The organism is Paenibacillus radicis (ex Xue et al. 2023), assembly GCF_024722015.1.
Classification (GTDB): Bacteria; Bacillota; Bacilli; order Paenibacillales; family NBRC-103111; genus Paenibacillus_S.
This window is the reverse complement of record NZ_JANQBD010000006.1, coordinates 262,316-281,900: the sequence shown is the minus strand read 5'-3', so window position 1 is coordinate 281,900 and position 19,585 is coordinate 262,316. Positions and strand designations below refer to the sequence as shown.

The following is a 19,585-nucleotide window of genomic DNA, read 5'->3' as shown; positions in this document are numbered from 1 at the left end:
GTCATCTATATGATAAAAGAAAATATTCCGCAAGAACTTTCCTTGCAGTGGATTCGGGATAAGTATCTTGAACGAAAAGTTACACCGGATGAAATTATTAAAGAAATTATTAATCGTGTAAATGAAGATAGCGAAATGAATATTTGGATTACACCGCCGACGCTGGAAAGAGTGCAGCCTTACTTGGATCGGCTGCAAGCTCTTGATCCTGCGGATTTGCCGCTATGGGGAATCCCATTTGCTATAAAGGATAATATTGATTTGGCAGGAGTGCCCACAACAGCGGGCTGTGAGGAATATGCTTACACGCCAAACGAGCATGCGGCGGTGGTGGAAAGATTGGTCGCCGCAGGCGCCATACCTCTGGGCAAAACCAACTTGGACCAGTTCGCCACAGGTCTTGTTGGGACGAGAAGCCCTTATGGCGAAACGCATAATTCGTTGCGGCCCGAGCTTATAAGCGGCGGCTCCAGCTCTGGCTCGGCTGTTGCTGTAGCCCGAGGGCACGCGGTCTTCTCGCTTGGCACCGACACAGCTGGTTCGGGCCGTGTACCTGCGGCGTTGAACCGCCTTGTAGGCTACAAGCCAAGCCTTGGCGCTTGGTCCACCAAAGGCGTAGTTCCTGCTTGCGCAAGCCTTGATTGTGTCACTGTATTTGCGCATAGCTTGGAGGATGCATTGGCTGTGGATAGTATCGCAAGGGGAGTTCATAGCGCGGATCCTTGGTCAAGGAATCTGCCGAAGCCATCGCCCGAGCTTCCTGCGAAAATTTATTTGCCGGAGCATTCACTGGATTTTTATGGCCCTTATGCAGATGAATATAGCTGTGCGTGGAATATTTCAGTTGAGAAAATCAAAGCGTTAAATATTCCTATTGAGTATATAGATTATGGGATGTTTTCAGAAGCGGCAGCTATCCTGTACGGTGGGCCGTTAGTTGCAGAACGGTGGGCTGGGTTGGGAGGTTTTATTGAATCGCACCCGGGTGTGGCCTTCCCTGTGACTGAGCAGGTTCTGCGTTCCGGTGCTGCTGCTGAATATGATGCTGCTTCTGTGTTTCGGGCTATGCATAAGCTGCAAGCTTTCAAGCTTGCAGCAAGGGAATTGCTGCGGGGTGCGGTAATGGTAATGCCAACGGCTGGGGGGACTTGGACGCGTGAACAGGTTCGTTCAAACCCTATCGGAGCCAATAGTGATATGGGGCGTTATACGAATCATTGCAATCTGCTTGATTTGTGTGCGGTAGCCGTTCCGTCAGTTGATGCGGCTTCTGATACGCCGTTTGGCGTTACATGGTTTGCCCTCTCGGAGAATGAGGGATTAATATGCGGAGCTGCGGAAATATTTACGAATGGCGTAGTGATGTCTGCGGTAGCGTTGAAGCTCCCTGAAGGTGCACATGCAGGAGAAGGGGGCTCAAACACGTTATCCGTTGCGGCAAATGGGAGTGGGGTCTCTGTTCTTGGAGGTTTAGCCCCAGCAACGACCTTGGTTGCTGTTTGTGGACTGCATATGCGAGGCTTCCCGCTGGAGCAGCAGATGAAAGCGTGTGGAGCGCGATTCATTCGTGAAGCATCTACAGCGGCCAAATATGTAATGGTTAAGCTGACGACAGTGCCGGCTAAGCCTGGATTGATCAAACGGCAAACGGGCGGCGCATCCATACAATTGGAAGTGTGGGAAATGCCGCTGGAGGCGTTCGGTTCTTTTGCGGCATCCATCCCTGCGCCTCTAGGTATCGGAAAAGTTGAGCTTGAAGACGGTTCGGAGGTTCCTGGTTTTGTTTGTGAGGGTTATGCAATCGATGGAGCGGAGGATATTACAGCTTCAGGTGGTTGGAGGTATATATAGATAGTTGTAATAGTTGCGGCACTGTCTCGGCTTGTTGCCTTGATGGTGCTTTTTTGCCTTTGTAGAAAGTTTGAAGTTTTTGCAGCACTAAAAAATGATGAAGAAGTGCTTGCCTTCTTTGTATGAGTGCTTAGGATTTTTGATGCATTCACACCATGTGTAGAGAAGGTTATTTATATGGATAACGGGCAATGTTACTATGAACTCTGCAGGAGTTGAGCGGAACAAAATTTCCGTTATTCAAGCTAACGTGACTGATTTAAGGCAATAGAGGAAGTCGGATTTCCTTTATTTTGATTAAAGAGGATTATTGCACATAAAATCAGAGAGATAAAGGAAGTTGCTGTTCCGTTATCCCTTTGTTTTTTGTGCTTTTCAGGCCATAGAGGAACAATTACTTCCGTTAATAAAGACGAAATCTAATAATTTGCCGTACATTCGCGGTATTCCGGGAGGATTGGGCACACGGCGAATTTTATATGACAATCAATGTTCGAAAATAAGTTTCAGCGTGTTGAATCTGAAAGGGAACCTCAAAGGCTTTAATTCGGATTGTTCAGGATCATAAGTGTTTTGTCGAATGGCTTAAGGGGAAAAAGGGTGCTATTACCGTATAATCTCAAGTTTCATGTACAGAAATGCTGCTATGGAGCACTTATGCAGCACAGAAACCATGGGCAATCGACAACGCGGGCAACAAAGTAAACATAGGTAACATAGCAATAACTGCGACATAGGCGCCGAAAGCAATATAGGCGGCATAGGCAACAAAGGCAACGTAAGCGACATAGACAACAAAGGCAATAAAGGCAACACAGATAACATGGGCGACAACATAGGCAATGTAGGCAACAAAGGCAACATGGGCGGCACGGGCAACGAGTCATGGGCGACAACATAGGCAATAAAGGCGACACAGGCAACGAAAACAACACAGATAACATAAACTAGATAGGCAACATGAACATAAGCAGTATCGACAACAAAGGCAATGTAGGCAACAAAGGCAACATGGATGACACGGGCAACGAAGGTGGCAAAGGCAACATAGATAACATGGGAAACAAAGACATCATAGGAAACATAGGCGACACAAGCAATGTAAGCGATATCGACAGCAAAGATAACATAGACAACATAGGTAATATAGGCAACGTAGGTAATAGACATCATCCAGAATATAGACATCATCGACAACGGATTCAAATGCTGGTAGGAAAAGTGGAAGTGGAAGTTATCGAAGAGTAGAACAACTGAGGGAATGGGTATGGGGTGAAGAAACGATAGTGTCCGCCTTTGAAGCTTGTGTTCCTACCACTGCAAGCTATTAATTCAAAGAACACAAGCTTCAAGAGCGGTCGGAATCCCATACCCGATTCCCTCCCCATGCACAAACGTATGGGTTTAGGTGGTTTAAACGATTTAAATGTTGGCTTTAAATGCCTTTGCGTCCAATGCTATTCGTTCGAAAATGTAGGCGCTGGATGAGTTTGCATATCGCGTGAAGATTTGGCGACGGACTTGAGTGAGTTCTTTTGATAAAAGTGATAAGCCATGCCTAACAGGAGCCATAACAATCCGATTAGTAAAGCGTTTTTGTCTAAAAGGGATAACAACCATCCGATAAAGCTGGCTCCGGTCAACGGAAATACCAGATAGACAATCGTTTGCTTGAAGGAACGCTGCTTATCCTTAATGTAACGTTGTACGATGACGGATAAATTGACGAAGATGAAAGCGGTGAGAGCTCCGAAGCTCACGAATTTAACGGCTGTCTCCAAGCTGATGACCAGAGCAAGCAGTGAGAATAGGCTGACAATCGTAATATTGATAACAGGTGTTTTGAACTTCGAGTGAAGAGTGCCGAAAATTCTCTTTGGCAGCTCGGAGTCGCGTCCCATTACATATAACAGACGGGAGGTGCTTGCTACTGAAGATAGTCCCTGGGTAAAAATGGCGAGAATGAGCACGGTAATAAATAGTGCGGATAGACCGGCTCCTCCGATGAGTGTTACGACTTCAAATCCTGCTGAATCTATATTTTGGAAGCTCATATTTGGAAAGGCGAGCTGGGTTAGATACGATGGAACCATGTATAGAACAATAGCGATCGAAATGATGATAAGAATTGCTTTGGGAATCGTCTTTTTGGCGTCAATTGTTTCTTCGGCCATCGTTGTGACGGAATCAAATCCTAGAAAACAGAAGCAGATGATTGATGCGCCAGCCAATATGGTGGAGAGAGGGACTTCTGATTGAATCAAAGGCTGAAGCGGATGAACAACGCCAGTTAGGTTTTTTATCAAAAATGCACAGAACACAACAATGAAGACCACTTGAATCCAAACAAAAACTTTACTGATATTCGCTGAAAAGTTAATTCCCATAACATTGATAATTGCAAGAATTGCATTAAGTATAATGATCCACACATAGGCAGGGATTGATGGAAATTGGGCATGCAAGTAAATGCCGAATGTCAGGCATGCGATGAGCGGGGAGAATAAGTAGTCGAGCAGCAACGCCCATCCGACAAGAAACCCGAGCGCGGGATGGATGCTTTTCTTAACGTAAGTGTATGCGGAGCCGGAGGTTGGGAAAGTTTTGGACATGATACCATAGCTGCAGGCTGTGAAAAAAATAGCGAGAAATGCAAGTAAATACGCTTGAGTCAGCATGCCTTGTGAGGTTTCATAAGCAATGCCGTATACGGAAAAATAAATCATCGGAGTCATCCAGGCGAGACCGAGATAAACGACTGGAAACAATGTGAGTGATTTGCGTAAGGATACTTCTGTCTTCATGATAGGACACTCCTCAAAGTTCGGATCTTCTCTGCGAATAGGCAGGAATTCATTTAATAAAAAAGAAAAACCGGGAAGATATCCTTAGATATCCTCCCGGGCTTTTGTCCCTCCGTGTACACAGCTGCAGCTGTGCGTTCTCTCTCGGACCTGACCGGATTATAAAACTCCGCGGAACCCTAGAAAACATGTGAAATATGCGGTTTATAGTTTACTTCATTCTTGTGTTAGATATTAGAAGAATAAGCCGGTCTTTAATAATCATTTAATGTAATATAATATAACATATGTTTTTGAATTTGAAAAGTATTGTTATTAAATATAACATTAAATTAATATATCGCTTATATTGCAATGCCTTTTCTATCTGTTTTTTGCTCGAACTGATCTAGAATGTTCCCTAGAATTAAGAATGATTGGTTGCTGCGATAGGATTTATCCATAATTTGTTTGCCAGATTGAATATAAGGGGCTTTTATAATCTCATGATGCCATTCTGTTAGCATAGTTTCCATGCAGCGTGGAGTAGTTTCCAAGTGGAACTGCAAGCCAAGCACTTTTTCTCCATATGCAAATGCCTGTACCCTGCACGCTTCAGAGTAGGACAGTGGAATGGCATCTTCAGGAATGTCGAAGCAATCCCCATGCCAATGAAACGATTCGAAGGTGTCGGGCACGCCAGTGAACAAGGGATGCTGAATACCGGTTCTTGTAACGGGATGCCAGCCGATTTCTTTATGAGCATTACGGTAAACCTTGCCCCCCATAACCTCAGCAAGCAATTGTGCACCAAGACAAATGCCCAGCACGTTCTTTCCGGCGTCAATCGCTGATTTTATAAATAGTTTTTCAGCTTGCAGCCAAGGGTAAACATCATCTTGATACGCACTCATCGGCCCACCAAGAATAATCAAGAAATCAAAGGAATCCAATGATGGGGCTGTGAAGAAGTCAGGCGGATATATGATTGAAGCTGTGTGCTGTCTGTGTTCCGTCCAAGAAAGAATGAACGCAGGATCATCGAATTCAAAGTGCTTTAAGATTAATAAACGCATAGGAATAGGCACCTCCATGAACATTTAAGGTTGATTTAAGGCTATGACCGTATTTTAATCGGGTGTCAGGTTTATTGTCAATATAGCTAACATGAAAAAAAGCCCGGAATAGGTTCATTCCAGGCTTAAATCAATTCGATATATTTTTCTGGGCCTGCCGCGAGGATGGGGGTTATCTTCTCCGGTTATTTGAGCCAACCCGGAGGCTTCCAGTTGAATTAATATTCTGCGGGCGCTGCGCGGCAGAATTTGCATATGCTGAGCGAGCTCGTACGCATTAATTTCGTCGGTTCCTCTTTTTCTGAGGATGAACTGTATTTTTCCAAGTGTCGCTATGCTTAATGAGGAGGCAGCACTAATCTTTTGCAGCTCATCGGAAACGTAAGAGTAGGAGAGCTGTTCAGGCTTTCCTAAAGGTCCTGTAATCGTTTTATCCTCGAAGAAGATCATCCAGGCTCCTTCTTTATACGGTTTTGTGTGGAGCAATGCTTTGCCGGCCAATAATTCCGCTTCGTAGACGGTTTTTCCAATTCCAATTCCACAATTCGTAAGCCGGCCTTCCAGTTCTTGTATTTCTGCCAAGTCCGGAATGGTAGTGAAATTATTCGTTAGTTCCCGTACAATCCCACGTGTCGTGAAAATTGCAAATCTGCCTGGACCTGCACCTTTGAGAGAGCCTTGAACTTTCTTTGCATACTGAAGCAGCTTTTGAGTAAGGGCCATTTCCATATTGAAAAGTTCATCCGACGAATAGAGCTCTTGCGAAACTCCGTTATATGGATCTGTTTTGATTATTTGAACGGCTACTTGAGCATCCATGAACTGCAGCATCTCATGCGCACGCAATGCCGTATTTAATACGGATTCAACAGAGGATTCCGTCGGCCTGACGCGAAACACCGGAACGCCCATCCTTGCCAGCTTTTGCTGAACGATCCATACACAAGTTACCGCAGCTTTTGTCTTACCTTCTTCCCATAGCTTCAAATGATGCTCGTACAAAGCTTCATCTGATCCCGTATATTCCTTGTTGTAAATAGGGCTGTGCTTTATGCCGAATTCCGAGAATACTTGCTGCAGCTCTGCTTGGGTTAAAATGTCAAAGCTGAGCTCATCAATATGAAGCTTTTGCTGGTATAAAATTTCGCATAAAGTGCGGTATAAGCTTGTACCCGTATATGGAATGAAAAATAAAGGCTTAAAGCTTTTACCCGATTGTTTAGCCGCTTCATAAGGAAGGGGGCCTGAGAAAAGCCACATATCCATATTACCGGAGTGTTGCTCCAGCAGGTCATCGATTTCTTCAAATCGGGTATGGATATAAGGATAACATTCATAATCCGGATATTTCCTAATAACAGCAAGAACCATTTCCATGGTATCTTCGACTCCGATATAGCCTAATCTTATTTTCATAGCCTTTCACGGTTCCCTATATCAATTTAGAATTCGGTTGCGGTTGAGTTAGCAATGTCTGATTTTTAGTATATCATAACGGAAAACCTGCTGTTTGGCTTCGGGTTATTTATGATACAATATGAGAACCAAGTGATCAGAAAACGCTTCCAGCAAGAGAGAAGGTAGAGGGTGAAAATAGCTTACATGAATAAACGTCCTCGCCGTTATTATATTAAATTGGTTGTATTATGCTTTATCATCACCTCGCTGCCCGTTATTTTCCTGGGTATTTTTTCTTATGCCAAATCATCCGGAGTTGTTCAGCAAAAGGTTAATGAGGAGAAATTACTAAGTCTCCAGCAAACGCAAATGAATGTAGAGCATACATTGAAGGTTGTCGACCAAGCGGCCACACATTTTCTGGGATCCAAGATCATTCTGAACGCTTTGAATGAACCTATGGGACCGGATCAATTTCAATTGTTCACCCAAGTCAAAACGGAATTGAACAGCCTTCAGAGGCTGGACAACGGGATAAGTGATATCGTCTTATTAAGTAAGCGCAGCAATTGGTTGATTAATAATGATGGACTATATCGATTGGATGCCTGGATGAAAAGCAATAAAGGATTTGTGCTGCCGGAGCCTGATCTACCTTCAGTCTGGGAAGTGACGAGCAGTACAGCAGCTCCCGTTTTGGCTGCTTCCCCTCCAACTGCTCTACCTGATGATCCATGCCAACTCAATGTTAGCTTAATCAAAAAACTTCCCTTAACTTCATTCCGAAGCAATGGGATGGCCATGATCCAAATTCCGGCGTGCAATTTGAGCAGCCTGTTCTCGGTAAATACAGAAAGCGAGTCCGTCCTTGTGCTCGATGAGTCAGCTAATCTGATTGTACGCAAAGGCTTTAAGGAGGAAGGACTCAGTGACTCACTTAAGACTTCTCTGGCTCAACTTGTACAGCATCCAGAGGCTTACGGACAATTTTTTTTGGAAGTCAATGAGAGGGCATATACGGTTACCTACAGAAAATCAGAGTACAATAATTGGATTTATATATCGCTCGTCACCCTGGATCAATTAACCAAGCAGTCCCGGGAAATTGGTTGGTACACTCTTTACATATGCATAGGGCTGCTGCTGTTATTCAGTATTTTGTCATGGTATGGCTCCAAGAAGTTATACCGGCCCATTGATAAAATATATAAAGATGTAGCGGCACGACAAACTATACTCGATACGAAGAAGAGAGTAGATGAAATCCAATATATCGGGGAACAGGTTCATAGCTTATTCGCCGCTAATACTGAACTAGAAACGAGGCTTTACGGGCAAAATGAACTGCTGCGCACTTTTTTCATAATCAAATTGTTTTTGGGGGGCATGAAGGAAGAGGAGATCAGGGAACGAATGGAGAGCTTTGGCATGCGTAACGACTTCTCCCAGTTCTGTGTTCTGGCTTTGCAGACAGGAAGCCTTGAGCCCACCCGTTTTGCTGAAAAGGATCTTGATCTGCTGCTGTTTGCCATAAACAACATGATAGGTGAGCTGTTGCCTGCCGGAAGACGGCTGCAGCCTATTGTGCTTGGACACTCTCAGCTGACGGTAATTACACGTGGGGCGGAGAGCGAGGGCTCCTTTACAACTGAAGTGCTTGCTTTCGCTCAGCTTATTCAACGCAAGGTCAATGAATTGCTGGATTTAAATGTCACTATCGGGATTAGTCTAACCTACAACAGCTTTGTGGAAATTCCAAGAGCTTACGAAGAGGCGGTAGAAGTGCTTAAGCGGCGCACATCTCTTGGTGATGAAGCGATTCTTTATTTCGGAGACTTGGGTGACAACCATTCGCTGCACTATGCTTATCCTTTTGGCTTGCAAGCTGAGCTATTCGATGCGGTCAAGTTAGTAGATAGAAGCCAAGCGATATTGCTATTACGGCAATTGCTCCAGGTGTTGGAAAGCGGCAATCCGAACCTCCATGATTTGCAGTTCAATGCGATACGTCTATTGATGAATTTACTCGGCCTAGCCAACGGACTCGCTATTCAATCCATTCCGATGCAGCGGCAGCAGTCGTTATTTGACGAGTTGTTTCATTTGAACCTTGTTGATGAGGGGGAAGAGTGGTTCATTACTAAAATAATCGACCCGCTAATGGATGGAATCGAAGAGCGAACCGAAGTTAAGCATCTTACTATTTCCAGGGAAATGATCGATATGATTCATAAGGAATTCGACACAGACCTTACTATTGATTCTTGTGCCGATCGTCTGCATTATAACTCCAGCTACTTAAGCACTTTATTCAAGAAAAGTATGGATATTTCATTTAGCGCTTATTTGGCCCAATATCGTCATCAGGTTGCTTTGAAGTGGCTCAAGGAAACGGACATGCCAATTAAAGATATGGCGGAGAAGCTTCGTTACAATAATCCGCAAAATTTTATCCGATCATTTCGAAAGCTGGAGGGTATCAGTCCTGGGAAATATAGGGAGACTGAGCATGCTGTTACATCCGGTGGAGATCAGCTTATGAAGGTAGGAGGGGACGAGGTATGAACCGAACTTCGAACGTACTTAAACCTGCTATCGCCTGGATTAGCATTTCGATGCTTATCCCCCTGCTAACAACGGGATGTTCCTTTGCAGCTAACTTGGGAAAATCGGAAAGCGGTATGGCTCAACAGCAGACGGAGGCGAAGCCTGAGATCAGCATGATGCTCGTTTTGAACAGCGCTGACCCTCCTCGGGACACGATTGTAAAGCCCTTGGAGGATAAGACGGGGACTAAACTGTCCTTTACATGGGTTCCGGATAACATCTATACGGATAAAATGGTTTCGGCTATAGCGGGCGGAACCCTTCCCAAGGTCTTACAAATCAAGTCGGTGGATCTGAAGCACCCGTCTGTTGTGAATGGCATCCGCTCCGGAATGTTCTGGGAAATCGGGCCCCTTCTTAAGGACTACCCCCATATAAGCAAATACATGAACGCAACTATTATGAACAATGGCTCCTACTTTGGTAAATATTACGGACTGTATTGGGAACGTCCTTTATCGCGGCAAGGGATCCAATATCGTAAAGACTGGCTGGAGCGGCTCGGATTGAAAGAGCCCCATACAATAGAAGAATTGTATACCGTTTTACAAGCATTTACTTATGGCGATCCGGACGGCAACGGCAAACAGGACACTTATGGTTTGCTTGATCGTAACGATCTGGTTTATGGAGCTTTTAAAAATATAGCATCCTATTTCGGCACACCCAATAATTGGGGATTTGTAAATAAGAGGCTGGTACCCGACTTCATGACCGTGGAATACTTGGAAACGATGCGATTTATGAAAAAGCTGTATGATGAGAAATTAATCAATCCGGATTTTACAGTTACAAGCAAGGTGCAGCAGGAGGACAGATTCATTAACGGCGAGGCTGGAATGATGATCAGCAATGTGTTAGCCGCCACTATTCGAGACAGAATCAAGAAAAGCAATCCGGCAGCAGTAATCGAAATACAAAACCGGATAAGCGGACCGAAGGGAGACAGGATTTGGGGGAGTACCGGTATTGGAGGGCTGTTCTTGTTTCCGAAAACGAGTGTCAAAACCGAAGCCGAGCTAAGAGCCGTGCTTTCCTTTTTCGACCAAACCTTGACTGAGGATGTCAATAACCTGATCACTTACGGGCTGCAAGACCGTCACTATAAACTTATTAATGAGAAGACGATTAAGATAATGCCTGAAACAAAAACGCTGCGCGAGCAGGAGGTTGAGCTCTACGCCAATGCTCTTAGGACGGCAGATATCCGGTATTTGCAGCTTGGAGAAAACGGTTCCTTTCAAGAGAAAATCAACGCAATGATCCAAGACAATAATAACATTGTCGTCCTGGATCCCACTGCAGCTTTAATTTCCCAGGCTCAAGCGGAAAAGGGGACCGAGCTGCAGACGATCATTACGGACGCTACTTATCAATTCATATTGGGTAAATTGGATGAAGCCGGGTTTAACCGCGAGCTGGGCAAATGGCGCCAAAATGGCGGTAACTTGATCATGGAAGAGATGAACAGAGAGTATGAAGAGTTTAATAAGTAAAAAATTGGCCGGTAAAAAAGCCGAATCGGAGCTTAAAAATTAATTGAAGTGCAGGGGTCAAGGGACTGTCCGGTAAGTCATATAATGACAAGTGGATAGTCCCTTTTCGTTCTGAAAACAAGAATCAGAAATCTGCTGTTTTCCATTGTTCTAATGTCAAAAATAATATTGAATAAATCAAATTACGATGCTAAGATTGGGGAAATTTAGTGTACACATCAGAGCTGCCAGTCACCAATTTTCCATAATTGCAGGAGGCTGATTGTGATGAAGATGAGCTGGTATTATCGCATGCTTTTGTCGTATACACCTATTTTTTTCGTGGTTATATCCGTGCTTATCTTCTCCTTTTTTGCTGTATTAAACGATTCTGCACAAAAGCAGATCGTGAATACGAAGAAGGTGATCGCAACAAAGGTATTACAGGTAATTGATGCCAATCTGAAAACTGCGGAGCGAATGGTAATTAAGGAAATTTATACGAATGCTGCACTTAAGGAATATTTTGGTGAATCAGGTGACAAGGTTTTATACGATTACTTTAGAATATCCCAAAAAATGGATGAACTCTCCTCTGGACTCCCCTTTTCGAACTCCATTTATTTATACAACGCCAATACAAGCAAAATATTATCAAGAAGCGGTCTGTCACCTCTCGATGAGTTCGGTGACCGTAACTTCCTGCTTGATGCTTATACTTCCAATTCGAATGCGATAGTGTGGACCAATCCAAGACCGTTCAAAGAGTTTAGTCATGAATCAAGCGATGAGCGGGTAGTAACGATGGTTAAGTTTTATCCTGATGCCGGGAAAAAGCAAGGAGCCGTCGTAGTCAACATTCGTGTACAAGCGTTAGTCGGGTTCGTCAAGGATTTAACCCGTTTGGACGGGGGACCGATCTCGCTTCTTGCTTCTAATATGGACCCGTTTGATAGAAATAGCATTCAACCCTCCCACCCTGCCGATAAGTCGGAGCTGTCGTCTTTGTATATCAAATCCGATTATACAGGCTGGAAATATGGCTCAGGAGGCCCGACAGATAAACGTTTGTCTCTGGCATCTCTGTTTAATGATTTTTGGATGCTTGTTGGGATTTCGACCATCACGGCCGGACTTATATGGTTTACTTACATCACTCACCGCAATTACAAACCCATTCAAGCAATCGCTGGACGCATTAACAACTATACGAAACGCAAAAGCGGCAAGCTGGTGAAAACAGCGGTATTCCGCGATGAACTGAAATACATCGAAGCTGCAATTGACGAGCTGCTGGAAAGGGCGAGCCAATTCGAGCAGCTTCATAGGGATGATCTGCTAATTCGGAGAAAGCAGCTGCTGTTGGATTGGCTGGAGGGGCATAAGGTAATGAATGCAGCGCAGTGGAAGAACGAAATGGCTGAGCTGCAGATGCCTTCTGATTGCCAAACGCTGACGGTTGCCGTTATGGAGATTGACCGATTCACCCATTTTACCGGAATTTATAATTCACGCGACCAGTATTTGCTAAAATTTGTTCTGAGCAATGTGCTTCAGGAGATGGCTCAAAACGATAATATGGTTGTATGGAATGAATGGTTTGAGCCCCAGCAGATGGCCGTTGTCTTTTATTTAAACACCAATCCGTTCACGAACCAGGCTGTGGTTACCGGAGCGATGAAGAAGCTGCAGGACTGGATTTTGAACAATCTCGATTTTACGGTATCCGTAGGGATAGGATCAGAGGTCTACTCTCCTATGGATGTGGCTCAGTCATACTCCGAGGCGAAGGAATATGTTTCCTATAAGCCGGTGTTCGGAGTGGGTTCTATAATCGGGAGCGGGGAGCTGCATTCCAAAGCGGAGGGACGAATATTTCCCCATCTGCAATTGGTGCGGACGATAGCGAAGTCGTTTCGGCTAAGCGACGGCCAGTGGCAGTTTCATTATACCCAGCTGTTTCAGTCATTGAAGAAGGGCCGTATATCCCAATCGGACATAGGGACCATAACCAATTATTTGATGTACCATTTACATAATCAGATGTCGGAAATGGCCGAGGAGGTAAGCAAGCTTTGGCATAATGAATATGCAGCGAAGTTTGAGGCTATATCCAATAGCTCTGAAACGTTGGAGGAATGGCGTGAAAGGCTTAACGCTCTGCTTGTGCAATTGGAGGTTGAAATTCGTTCTTTGCGGTCAGCCAAAAATAATTATGCCCTCATTCGCCGGGTGAAAGAGTATATAGAAATCCACTATACGGATCCCAATTTGTCTCTCAACCAAATCAGCGAACGATTCGAGATGAATCCGCGATATTTAAGCAAGCTGTTTAAGGAAGAATTTGGTGAAAAGTTTATGGAGTACATGTTGAAAATACGGCTGGAGGAAGCCCAGAGGCTGCTGCTTACAACTCAGCTGCCTGTCCAGGATATTGCAGAGCGGGTAGGGTATGTGCATGTTATTTCTTTTCACAGGGCGTTTAAGAATATGTATGGAATACCTCCAGGAGACTACCGGAAACGAGCGGAAGGCAGCTAAATGCTGGAAAGTGCTGCACCCAATATACATTGCTGTCGTAAAAGTTAAGTGTGAGAAAATGATAAGCGATTCCTCGGAATCGCTTTTTAACTTTATGATAAGTAGGCGATTCTTGTAAATTGACCGTTGGGTAACAAGTGAATTACGGTTAAGGTACCGTCTAAGGAAAAGGAGGTCTACTATGCCTGGCAAGGAACCTGTAATAGAAAATACTTATTCCCCTAAGCCTTTGGTACGAACATCCGTATGGAGGAGTGCCTGGCGTTCCCTGGGGCAGGACTGGCAGTTATATGCATTGCTGTCCGTACCGATGCTGTACTTCCTGGTATTCAAGTATATACCGATGTATGGTGTAACGATTGCATTCAAAGAATTTAACATGTTCAAGGGGGTATGGAACAGCCCATGGGCGGGGGTTGATGCCTTTCGTGAAATTTTCCAAATGAAGGACTTCTATAAGGTGCTGCGCAATACACTTTTGCTAAACCTGTTGGATTTGATCGTATCCTTTCCGACTCCCATTATTTTGGCCATATTATTAAACGAAATCCGATTGAAATGGTTTAAGAAGGGTGCGCAAACGATACTCTATTTACCCCATTTTATTTCATGGGTTATTATCGGCGGTATGGTCTACCAGTTATTGTCCACCAACACGGGGCTTGTCAATCATCTATTTAAAATGGCAGGAATGAAAGCGATTCCATTTCTGACAGATCCTTTGTATTGGGTTCTAACTTATGTAGGTTCGGGAGTTTGGCAGAATGCTGGATGGGGAACGATCATCTACCTGGCGGCATTGACCGGTATAAACAGGGAGCTGTATGAAGCTGCGGAGGTCGATGGAGCTGGGCGGCTGCGGAAAATATGGAATATTACTCTGCCAGGTATAAAGCCGACTATTATGATCCTGCTTATCATCAATATTGGGCATATGGCGAGCATTGGCTTCGAACGGCCGTATGTGTTAGCTAACCCGTTAGTTACCGATGTTTCCGATGTTATAAGCACCTTTGTATACAAGCTGGGCGTTCAGTCCGCAAGAGTCTCCATAGCTACAGCCATAGGGCTCTTTCAAGCGGTTGTAGGTTTGATCTTCTTGCTTTCATCCAATTACATCTCCAAAAAAGTTACGGACCAGGGTATCTGGTAGAGAGGGGGCTCCAATGAAAGCAAGCTTAAATGACAGATTGATCGATATGTTCATCATACTGGTTGTAACCATTGCATCCTTCTTGTGCCTGGTTCCGATACTTCATCTGGCTTCCGTTTCATTAAGTTCTAATGCCGCAATCATCTCGAACAAAGTAACCGTGTTTCCAGTGGAGCTTAGTACGCTGGCTTATCAAATGGTGCTTTCCGATGGCAGAATGATAAGCTCATTGCTATTCACTATTTTGCTTGTGGTTGTTTTTACTGTGATCTGTATGACCATGACGATTTGTGCAGCTTATCCGCTTACCAAGAAGAAATTGAAGGGCAGGGACTTTTGTCTGCTTATGATTTTATTTACGATGTTTTTCAGCGGCGGCTTAATTCCCGAATATTTGCTAGTGAAATCATTGATGCTGACCAATACAATCTGGGCTCTAGTGCTCCCCGGTATGATCAATGCCTTTTATTTAATTATATTAAAGTCGTTCTTTTCCTCCATCCCTGAAGAATTGGAAGAATCGGCGCGAATGGATGGAAGCTCCCACTTTGGAACCTTGATTCGAATCGTATTGCCGCTTTCCTTGCCGGTAATCGCAACATTAAGCTTATTTTATGCGGTAGGACGCTGGAACGGATTTATGGACGCGCTGTTCTATATAACGAAACAGGAGTTGTACCCGATTCAATTGAAGCTTTACCAGCTTGTCATCAGCAATCAAATGAGTGATTCTACGGCAACAGAAGGCATGAATGCGACCGCTCCAATTCCTGAGAGCTTGAAGGCGGCCAGCATTATGTTCGCCACGCTTCCTATTCTGTTGGTTTATCCGTGGCTGCAGCGTTATTTTATATCCGGAATGATGATCGGCGCTGTAAAAGGTTGATTTATCAATTGAGCAGAAGCACCAGACCAAGGGGCAAGGGTACAGGCTTTACCAAACTTAGTCAAGGGAGTTGTAGTAGATGCATCTAAAAATATCATCTGTCAAAACCATTAGCTGTTCTTTAGCCGTTACCTTGCTTGCAGGCATGCTTGCTGCTTGTTCCGGTGGGGAGAGCCCTAGCGGGGGTTCTTCGGATAGTGGCAAGAAAGGGCCACCTGTTACACTCAAAATTGAGCTGTTCGACCGCGGCAATACACCGCCTGGGGCTCCGCCTCTTACGGAAAGCTACTTTGTCAAATATATGCAGGAGAAGTTTGGTGATCCGAATAATATTAAGCTTGAATTTGTTACGGTGCCTAGAACGGAGGAAGTGCCTAAGCTGAATGTGCTGATGTCGGCTAACGAAGCGCCCGATCTTATATTTACTTATAGCGATCCCGCGGTTCAAAACTGGGTAAAGCAGGGGGGATTGACCGAGCTGGGAGATTTAATTAACCAGTATGGGCCTAATTTGAAAAAATATTTGGGTGATCAGCTGCTCAGCTACGGTGTTATTAGCGGCAAGCAGTACACAATTCCTGCCAAGCGGATTATTATAGCCTCCCAAACACCTATGATCCGTAAGGACTGGCTCGACAAGCTCGGGATGCAGCCGCCTAAGACGACCGATGAATTTTATGCGGTATTAAAAGCATTTAAGGAAAAGGATCCGGGGGGAACTGGAGGCAAGGTCATCCCTTATGGAATCCGGTATAATAATAATCTGGATCCGCTGGTAAGATCGTTCTGGAAAAAGATGACCGATGAGGAGTACAACTCCTTGCCAGACTTAATGAAGCCTGGCAATAAGGATGGATACAAGTATTTGAACAAGCTGTACAATGAAGGTTTAATTAGTCCGGATTTTGCTTTGGATAAGGATGGCAAGAAATTTCAGGCCGATTTGGTAAACGGCTTAATCGGATTTGCGATAACAAATACAAATGAGCCTGTTTATCAAGCGTATTATTCGACCTTACAGAAAAATGTGCCAAGTGCTGTGCTGGCAGCGGTAGATCCGTTTACCAATTTTGAAGGCAAGCATGTAAAATCGATATATCATCCATTGTCAGCCCATATCGCAATTCCCAAATCGAGCAAAAGAGCCGTGGAGGTTATCAAATTTCTGAACTGGATGTCGGATTATAAGGTTATTTTCGATTTGCAGAACGGCACTGAGGGTGTAACCTACAAAATGGGTGAGGACGGCATACCGGTAATTATCGATTCGGAAGAAGCGAAGAAGGTCATGTACAATTATTTGGACTACAGTATGCTGATCAACGGTAAGGATATGGGCGATGCTGAGAAAACATTAAAAGCGAATGCAGCGGATCCCAAATATAAGGAATTTACAATGAACAGTATTAAGGTAGGAGATCAGGATGGCCAGCTGCCCCCTCGTTTTGACAGGCCGATTGAAGCACAAATCAAGTACAGCCAAACGCTTGGCGATAAGGGAATAGAAATATTGGTAAAAACGGTTACTGCGAAACCTGCCGATTTTGACAAAATTTACGATGAGATGGTGGCAGAATATATGAAAACCGGTGGAAAAGAAGTTATGGATGAGCAGTTGAAGGCATTCCAGGAAATGAAAAAGAAATAACCGCGGCATTTACAATTAAATGAGATGCGGATAGCGGCGAAGCTGCCAGGAGCCCTGAAGGATTTGGCCGGAGCAGAGAGCTCCGTTATTCTGGACGAATAGGAGCAATATGCACAAAAACAGAGAGATATCGGAACTGGCAATTCCGTTATCTCTCTGTTTTTTGAGCTTTTCAGGTGATCGAAGACAAATATTTCCGCTATTGTCCTTCACTTCCATAGATGGGGCATGATATTGTTAACAGGACAGCTAATGTATGTCCTCATGGATTCATCCATCTTCTAAGATCTTGGGGTTCGACCGATCGCCATGCAGCGCCGCAATTGCACAGGAATACTTATAATACCAGGTTCCTGATGCAGGCTATGTTCTTGCTTTCCAAATCTGGTAACCAAAAGCAACATAGGCTAATCCCCACATTAATGCGAAATAGTCCCCAAACATCGGAATCATACTGATCAGTGGAGAAACAAGCAGCAGAATGGATGCCCAGCGAGGGTAGACGTTCACTCGTATCGAGATTAGGGAAAAAATGACAAAACCGAGCAGCATGACAATATTGTTGATCATTAAAAAAGTTTGAGACGGCTCCGTAATGGTTTTAAAGAGAGTGGTCCAGACTAAGCTGGAGGTGAAAATATTTCCAACTGCCATCAGCAAGGAACCGATAAATCCCCATATTCCTGCTTTTTGGGATTGTCCCAGCATCAATCCAATGGATCCGATGGCCATCAACACACAGCCAGCATAACCTGCCGCGAGCTCAGGTAAACTATCGGTTCCCCAAATGAGGGATGCGGGTGTCATTAGCATCCTGACAGCACCTGCCAATAATGCGATAAAGCCGAGCCATCCCGTTATTCGTGCCAAAGTCACAAAACTCATCCTTTCTATTCACTGCGTAATAGTTATCACAAGCCCGATGCTATTATGTGCGATAATTGGTTGTACAGGATAGTGCATAATCTCCTGATTTACAGAGTGACTGAGTCATTTTTATTTGTTACTGGGTATACCTACAAGCTTCGAGAAGCAAGTCCATAAAGCAGCAGCTAATAGATTAACGGGATGTTTGCGATGCGGGCAAAAGGGGTAATGATAGTAATCAGTTGCTGCAGCATCTACTCTTGTTGTTTATTCTTAATATAAGGTGGCTGATTCCTTGATCATTACTTTCATAAAACAATTGATAAAGCGGCTCAATCATGATGATGCTATCGGACTTTCTGCACAATGCAGTTATTATTTTCTCCTCTCGGTGTTTCCATTTCTGCTTTTTCTTATGAGCTTGCTTGGCTATCTGCCGATAACATCGGAAGATGTGATTGGGCTGGCCAAAGAATATATTCCGGAAAGCGTGACATTGGGGCTGGAGGAGCAGCTGCGCAGTTTGCTTGATTCAAGGAGAGGCGATGCGTTGTCATTTGGTCTGATTTTTTCCTTGTTCACTGCGAGTGCTGCAATGGATGCAATCGTCCTCGCCGTCAATAAAGCTTATGGATTGCCAGCGCGAAAAAGCTATATTCGCTCCAAGCTGCTGGCTATTGCGTTAACGATGGGGATGCTGGTTGTTGTGTTCTCAGCTCTTCTACTGAGTGTGTTCGGACATTTGATAGGGGATTGGATGCATACGGAGCTGCATATTGAGATGAAGCATATTGAGCTGTGGAACGTGCTGCGCTGGATTTTGAATCTTGTCATTTTGTTCCTGATCTTTATTGCGATCTATTACATTGCACCTAACACATGCCTCAATTGCAAAGATGTTCTTCCCGGTGCGGTTGTCGCGGCGCTGGGCTGGCAGCTGACATCGTATGGATTCTCGTTTTACTTAAGTCAATGGAATCATTATAATGTGACCTACGGAAGCCTTGGTGGTGTAATCGTCCTTCTGACATGGTTCTACTTATGCGCTTTGGTCATTATCATCGGTGGCGAGATCAATGCGATGGCTTATATGTTTCAGACGCGAAAAAAGCAACGGGTTTAAGTGTCTCCTCTACGTAATCAAAGAGGCTGTCCCAAAAGGGTATCAGTGAATGAATCAGTCCCAAAGGATGTACAAAGACGCCTCCAAAACCACCATGTAAGCGGAAATGGAAGCGTCTCTTTTGTAGGGAAATTCCCTTCAGAGCGGGGGTTTGAAAATCCAAAAATGAGTTCGGTC

The 19,585-nt window shown here is 44.4% G+C and carries 13 protein-coding genes and 1 riboswitch; of the genes, 9 read left to right on the top strand and 4 right to left on the bottom strand.

Translation table 11 applies throughout. The annotated features are described in order from the left end of the window. Positions 1 to 9 precede the first annotated feature (9 nt). Together atzF and NV381_RS10530 are read left to right on the top strand one after the other, a co-directional pair. On the top strand, positions 10 to 1,851 hold the full coding sequence (atzF, locus tag NV381_RS10535) for an allophanate hydrolase (protein WP_258213229.1): 1,842 nt from the start codon (positions 10 to 12) through the stop codon (positions 1,849 to 1,851). A gap of 960 nt (positions 1,852 to 2,811) precedes the next feature. Further along, positions 2,812 to 3,099: a hypothetical protein gene (locus NV381_RS10530; protein WP_258213228.1), complete on the top strand. Its 288-nt coding sequence runs from the start codon at positions 2,812 to 2,814 to the stop codon at positions 3,097 to 3,099. Between the two features lie 209 nt (positions 3,100 to 3,308). On the opposite strand, the gene NV381_RS10525 is transcribed toward NV381_RS10530, so the two are convergent. The 3 genes from NV381_RS10525 to NV381_RS10515 all read right to left on the bottom strand — a co-directional run bounded on the left by NV381_RS10525 (position 3,309) and on the right by NV381_RS10515 (position 7,126). Continuing rightward, positions 3,309 to 4,655 (bottom strand): APC family permease, encoded by a 1,347-nt coding sequence (locus tag NV381_RS10525; RefSeq protein WP_419182258.1) that lies wholly within the window; start codon positions 4,653 to 4,655, stop codon positions 3,309 to 3,311. Positions 4,656 to 4,746: 91 nt separating this feature from the next. After that, a riboswitch (guanidine-I (ykkC/yxkD leader) is annotated at positions 4,747 to 4,849 on the bottom strand. Positions 4,850 to 4,999: 150 nt separating this feature from the next. Further along, positions 5,000 to 5,710: a type 1 glutamine amidotransferase gene (locus NV381_RS10520; protein ID WP_258213227.1), complete on the bottom strand. Its 711-nt coding sequence runs from the start codon at positions 5,708 to 5,710 to the stop codon at positions 5,000 to 5,002. Positions 5,711 to 5,824: 114 nt separating this feature from the next. Next, positions 5,825 to 7,126, bottom strand: coding sequence for an ArsR family transcriptional regulator (locus tag NV381_RS10515; RefSeq protein WP_258213226.1), 1,302 nt, complete (start codon positions 7,124 to 7,126; stop codon positions 5,825 to 5,827). A 186-nt stretch (positions 7,127 to 7,312) separates the two neighbouring features. Here NV381_RS10515 and NV381_RS10510 point away from each other — a divergent pair, with 186 nt between their 5' ends. The 6 genes from NV381_RS10510 (at position 7,313) to NV381_RS10485 (ending at position 17,418) form a co-directional block, all read left to right on the top strand. Next, the gene (locus tag NV381_RS10510; RefSeq protein ID WP_258213225.1) at positions 7,313 to 9,673 is read left to right on the top strand and encodes a helix-turn-helix domain-containing protein; all 2,361 of its coding nucleotides are present in this window, start codon (positions 7,313 to 7,315) and stop codon (positions 9,671 to 9,673) included. Continuing rightward, positions 9,670 to 11,211, top strand: coding sequence for an extracellular solute-binding protein (locus NV381_RS10505; RefSeq protein ID WP_258213224.1), 1,542 nt, complete (start codon positions 9,670 to 9,672; stop codon positions 11,209 to 11,211). Before NV381_RS10510 ends, NV381_RS10505 begins: the two co-directional genes overlap by 4 nt. A 267-nt stretch (positions 11,212 to 11,478) precedes the next feature. Then, positions 11,479 to 13,731, top strand: a complete 2,253-nt coding sequence (locus NV381_RS10500) for an AraC family transcriptional regulator (protein ID WP_258213223.1) — start codon at positions 11,479 to 11,481, stop codon at positions 13,729 to 13,731. Positions 13,732 to 14,041: 310 nt separating this feature from the next. Continuing rightward, entirely contained in the window at positions 14,042 to 14,884 is an 843-nt protein-coding gene (locus NV381_RS10495) for an ABC transporter permease (protein WP_258213281.1), read from the top strand. Between the two features lie 13 nt (positions 14,885 to 14,897). Beyond that, complete coding sequence (locus NV381_RS10490; protein ID WP_258213222.1) at positions 14,898 to 15,770, top strand: carbohydrate ABC transporter permease; 873 nt, start codon at positions 14,898 to 14,900, stop codon at positions 15,768 to 15,770. A gap of 79 nt (positions 15,771 to 15,849) precedes the next feature. After that, positions 15,850 to 17,418, top strand: a complete 1,569-nt coding sequence (locus NV381_RS10485; RefSeq protein WP_258213221.1) for an extracellular solute-binding protein — start codon at positions 15,850 to 15,852, stop codon at positions 17,416 to 17,418. A gap of 363 nt (positions 17,419 to 17,781) precedes the next feature. Here NV381_RS10485 and NV381_RS10480 read toward each other — a convergent pair whose 3' ends face one another. Then, positions 17,782 to 18,288, bottom strand: coding sequence for a hypothetical protein (locus NV381_RS10480; protein WP_258213220.1), 507 nt, complete (start codon positions 18,286 to 18,288; stop codon positions 17,782 to 17,784). 292 nt (positions 18,289 to 18,580) lie between these two features. On the opposite strand from NV381_RS10480, the gene NV381_RS10475 reads away from it, so the two are divergent. Continuing rightward, positions 18,581 to 19,408, top strand: a complete 828-nt coding sequence (locus NV381_RS10475) for a YihY/virulence factor BrkB family protein (protein WP_258213219.1) — start codon at positions 18,581 to 18,583, stop codon at positions 19,406 to 19,408. Positions 19,409 to 19,585 lie beyond the last annotated feature (177 nt).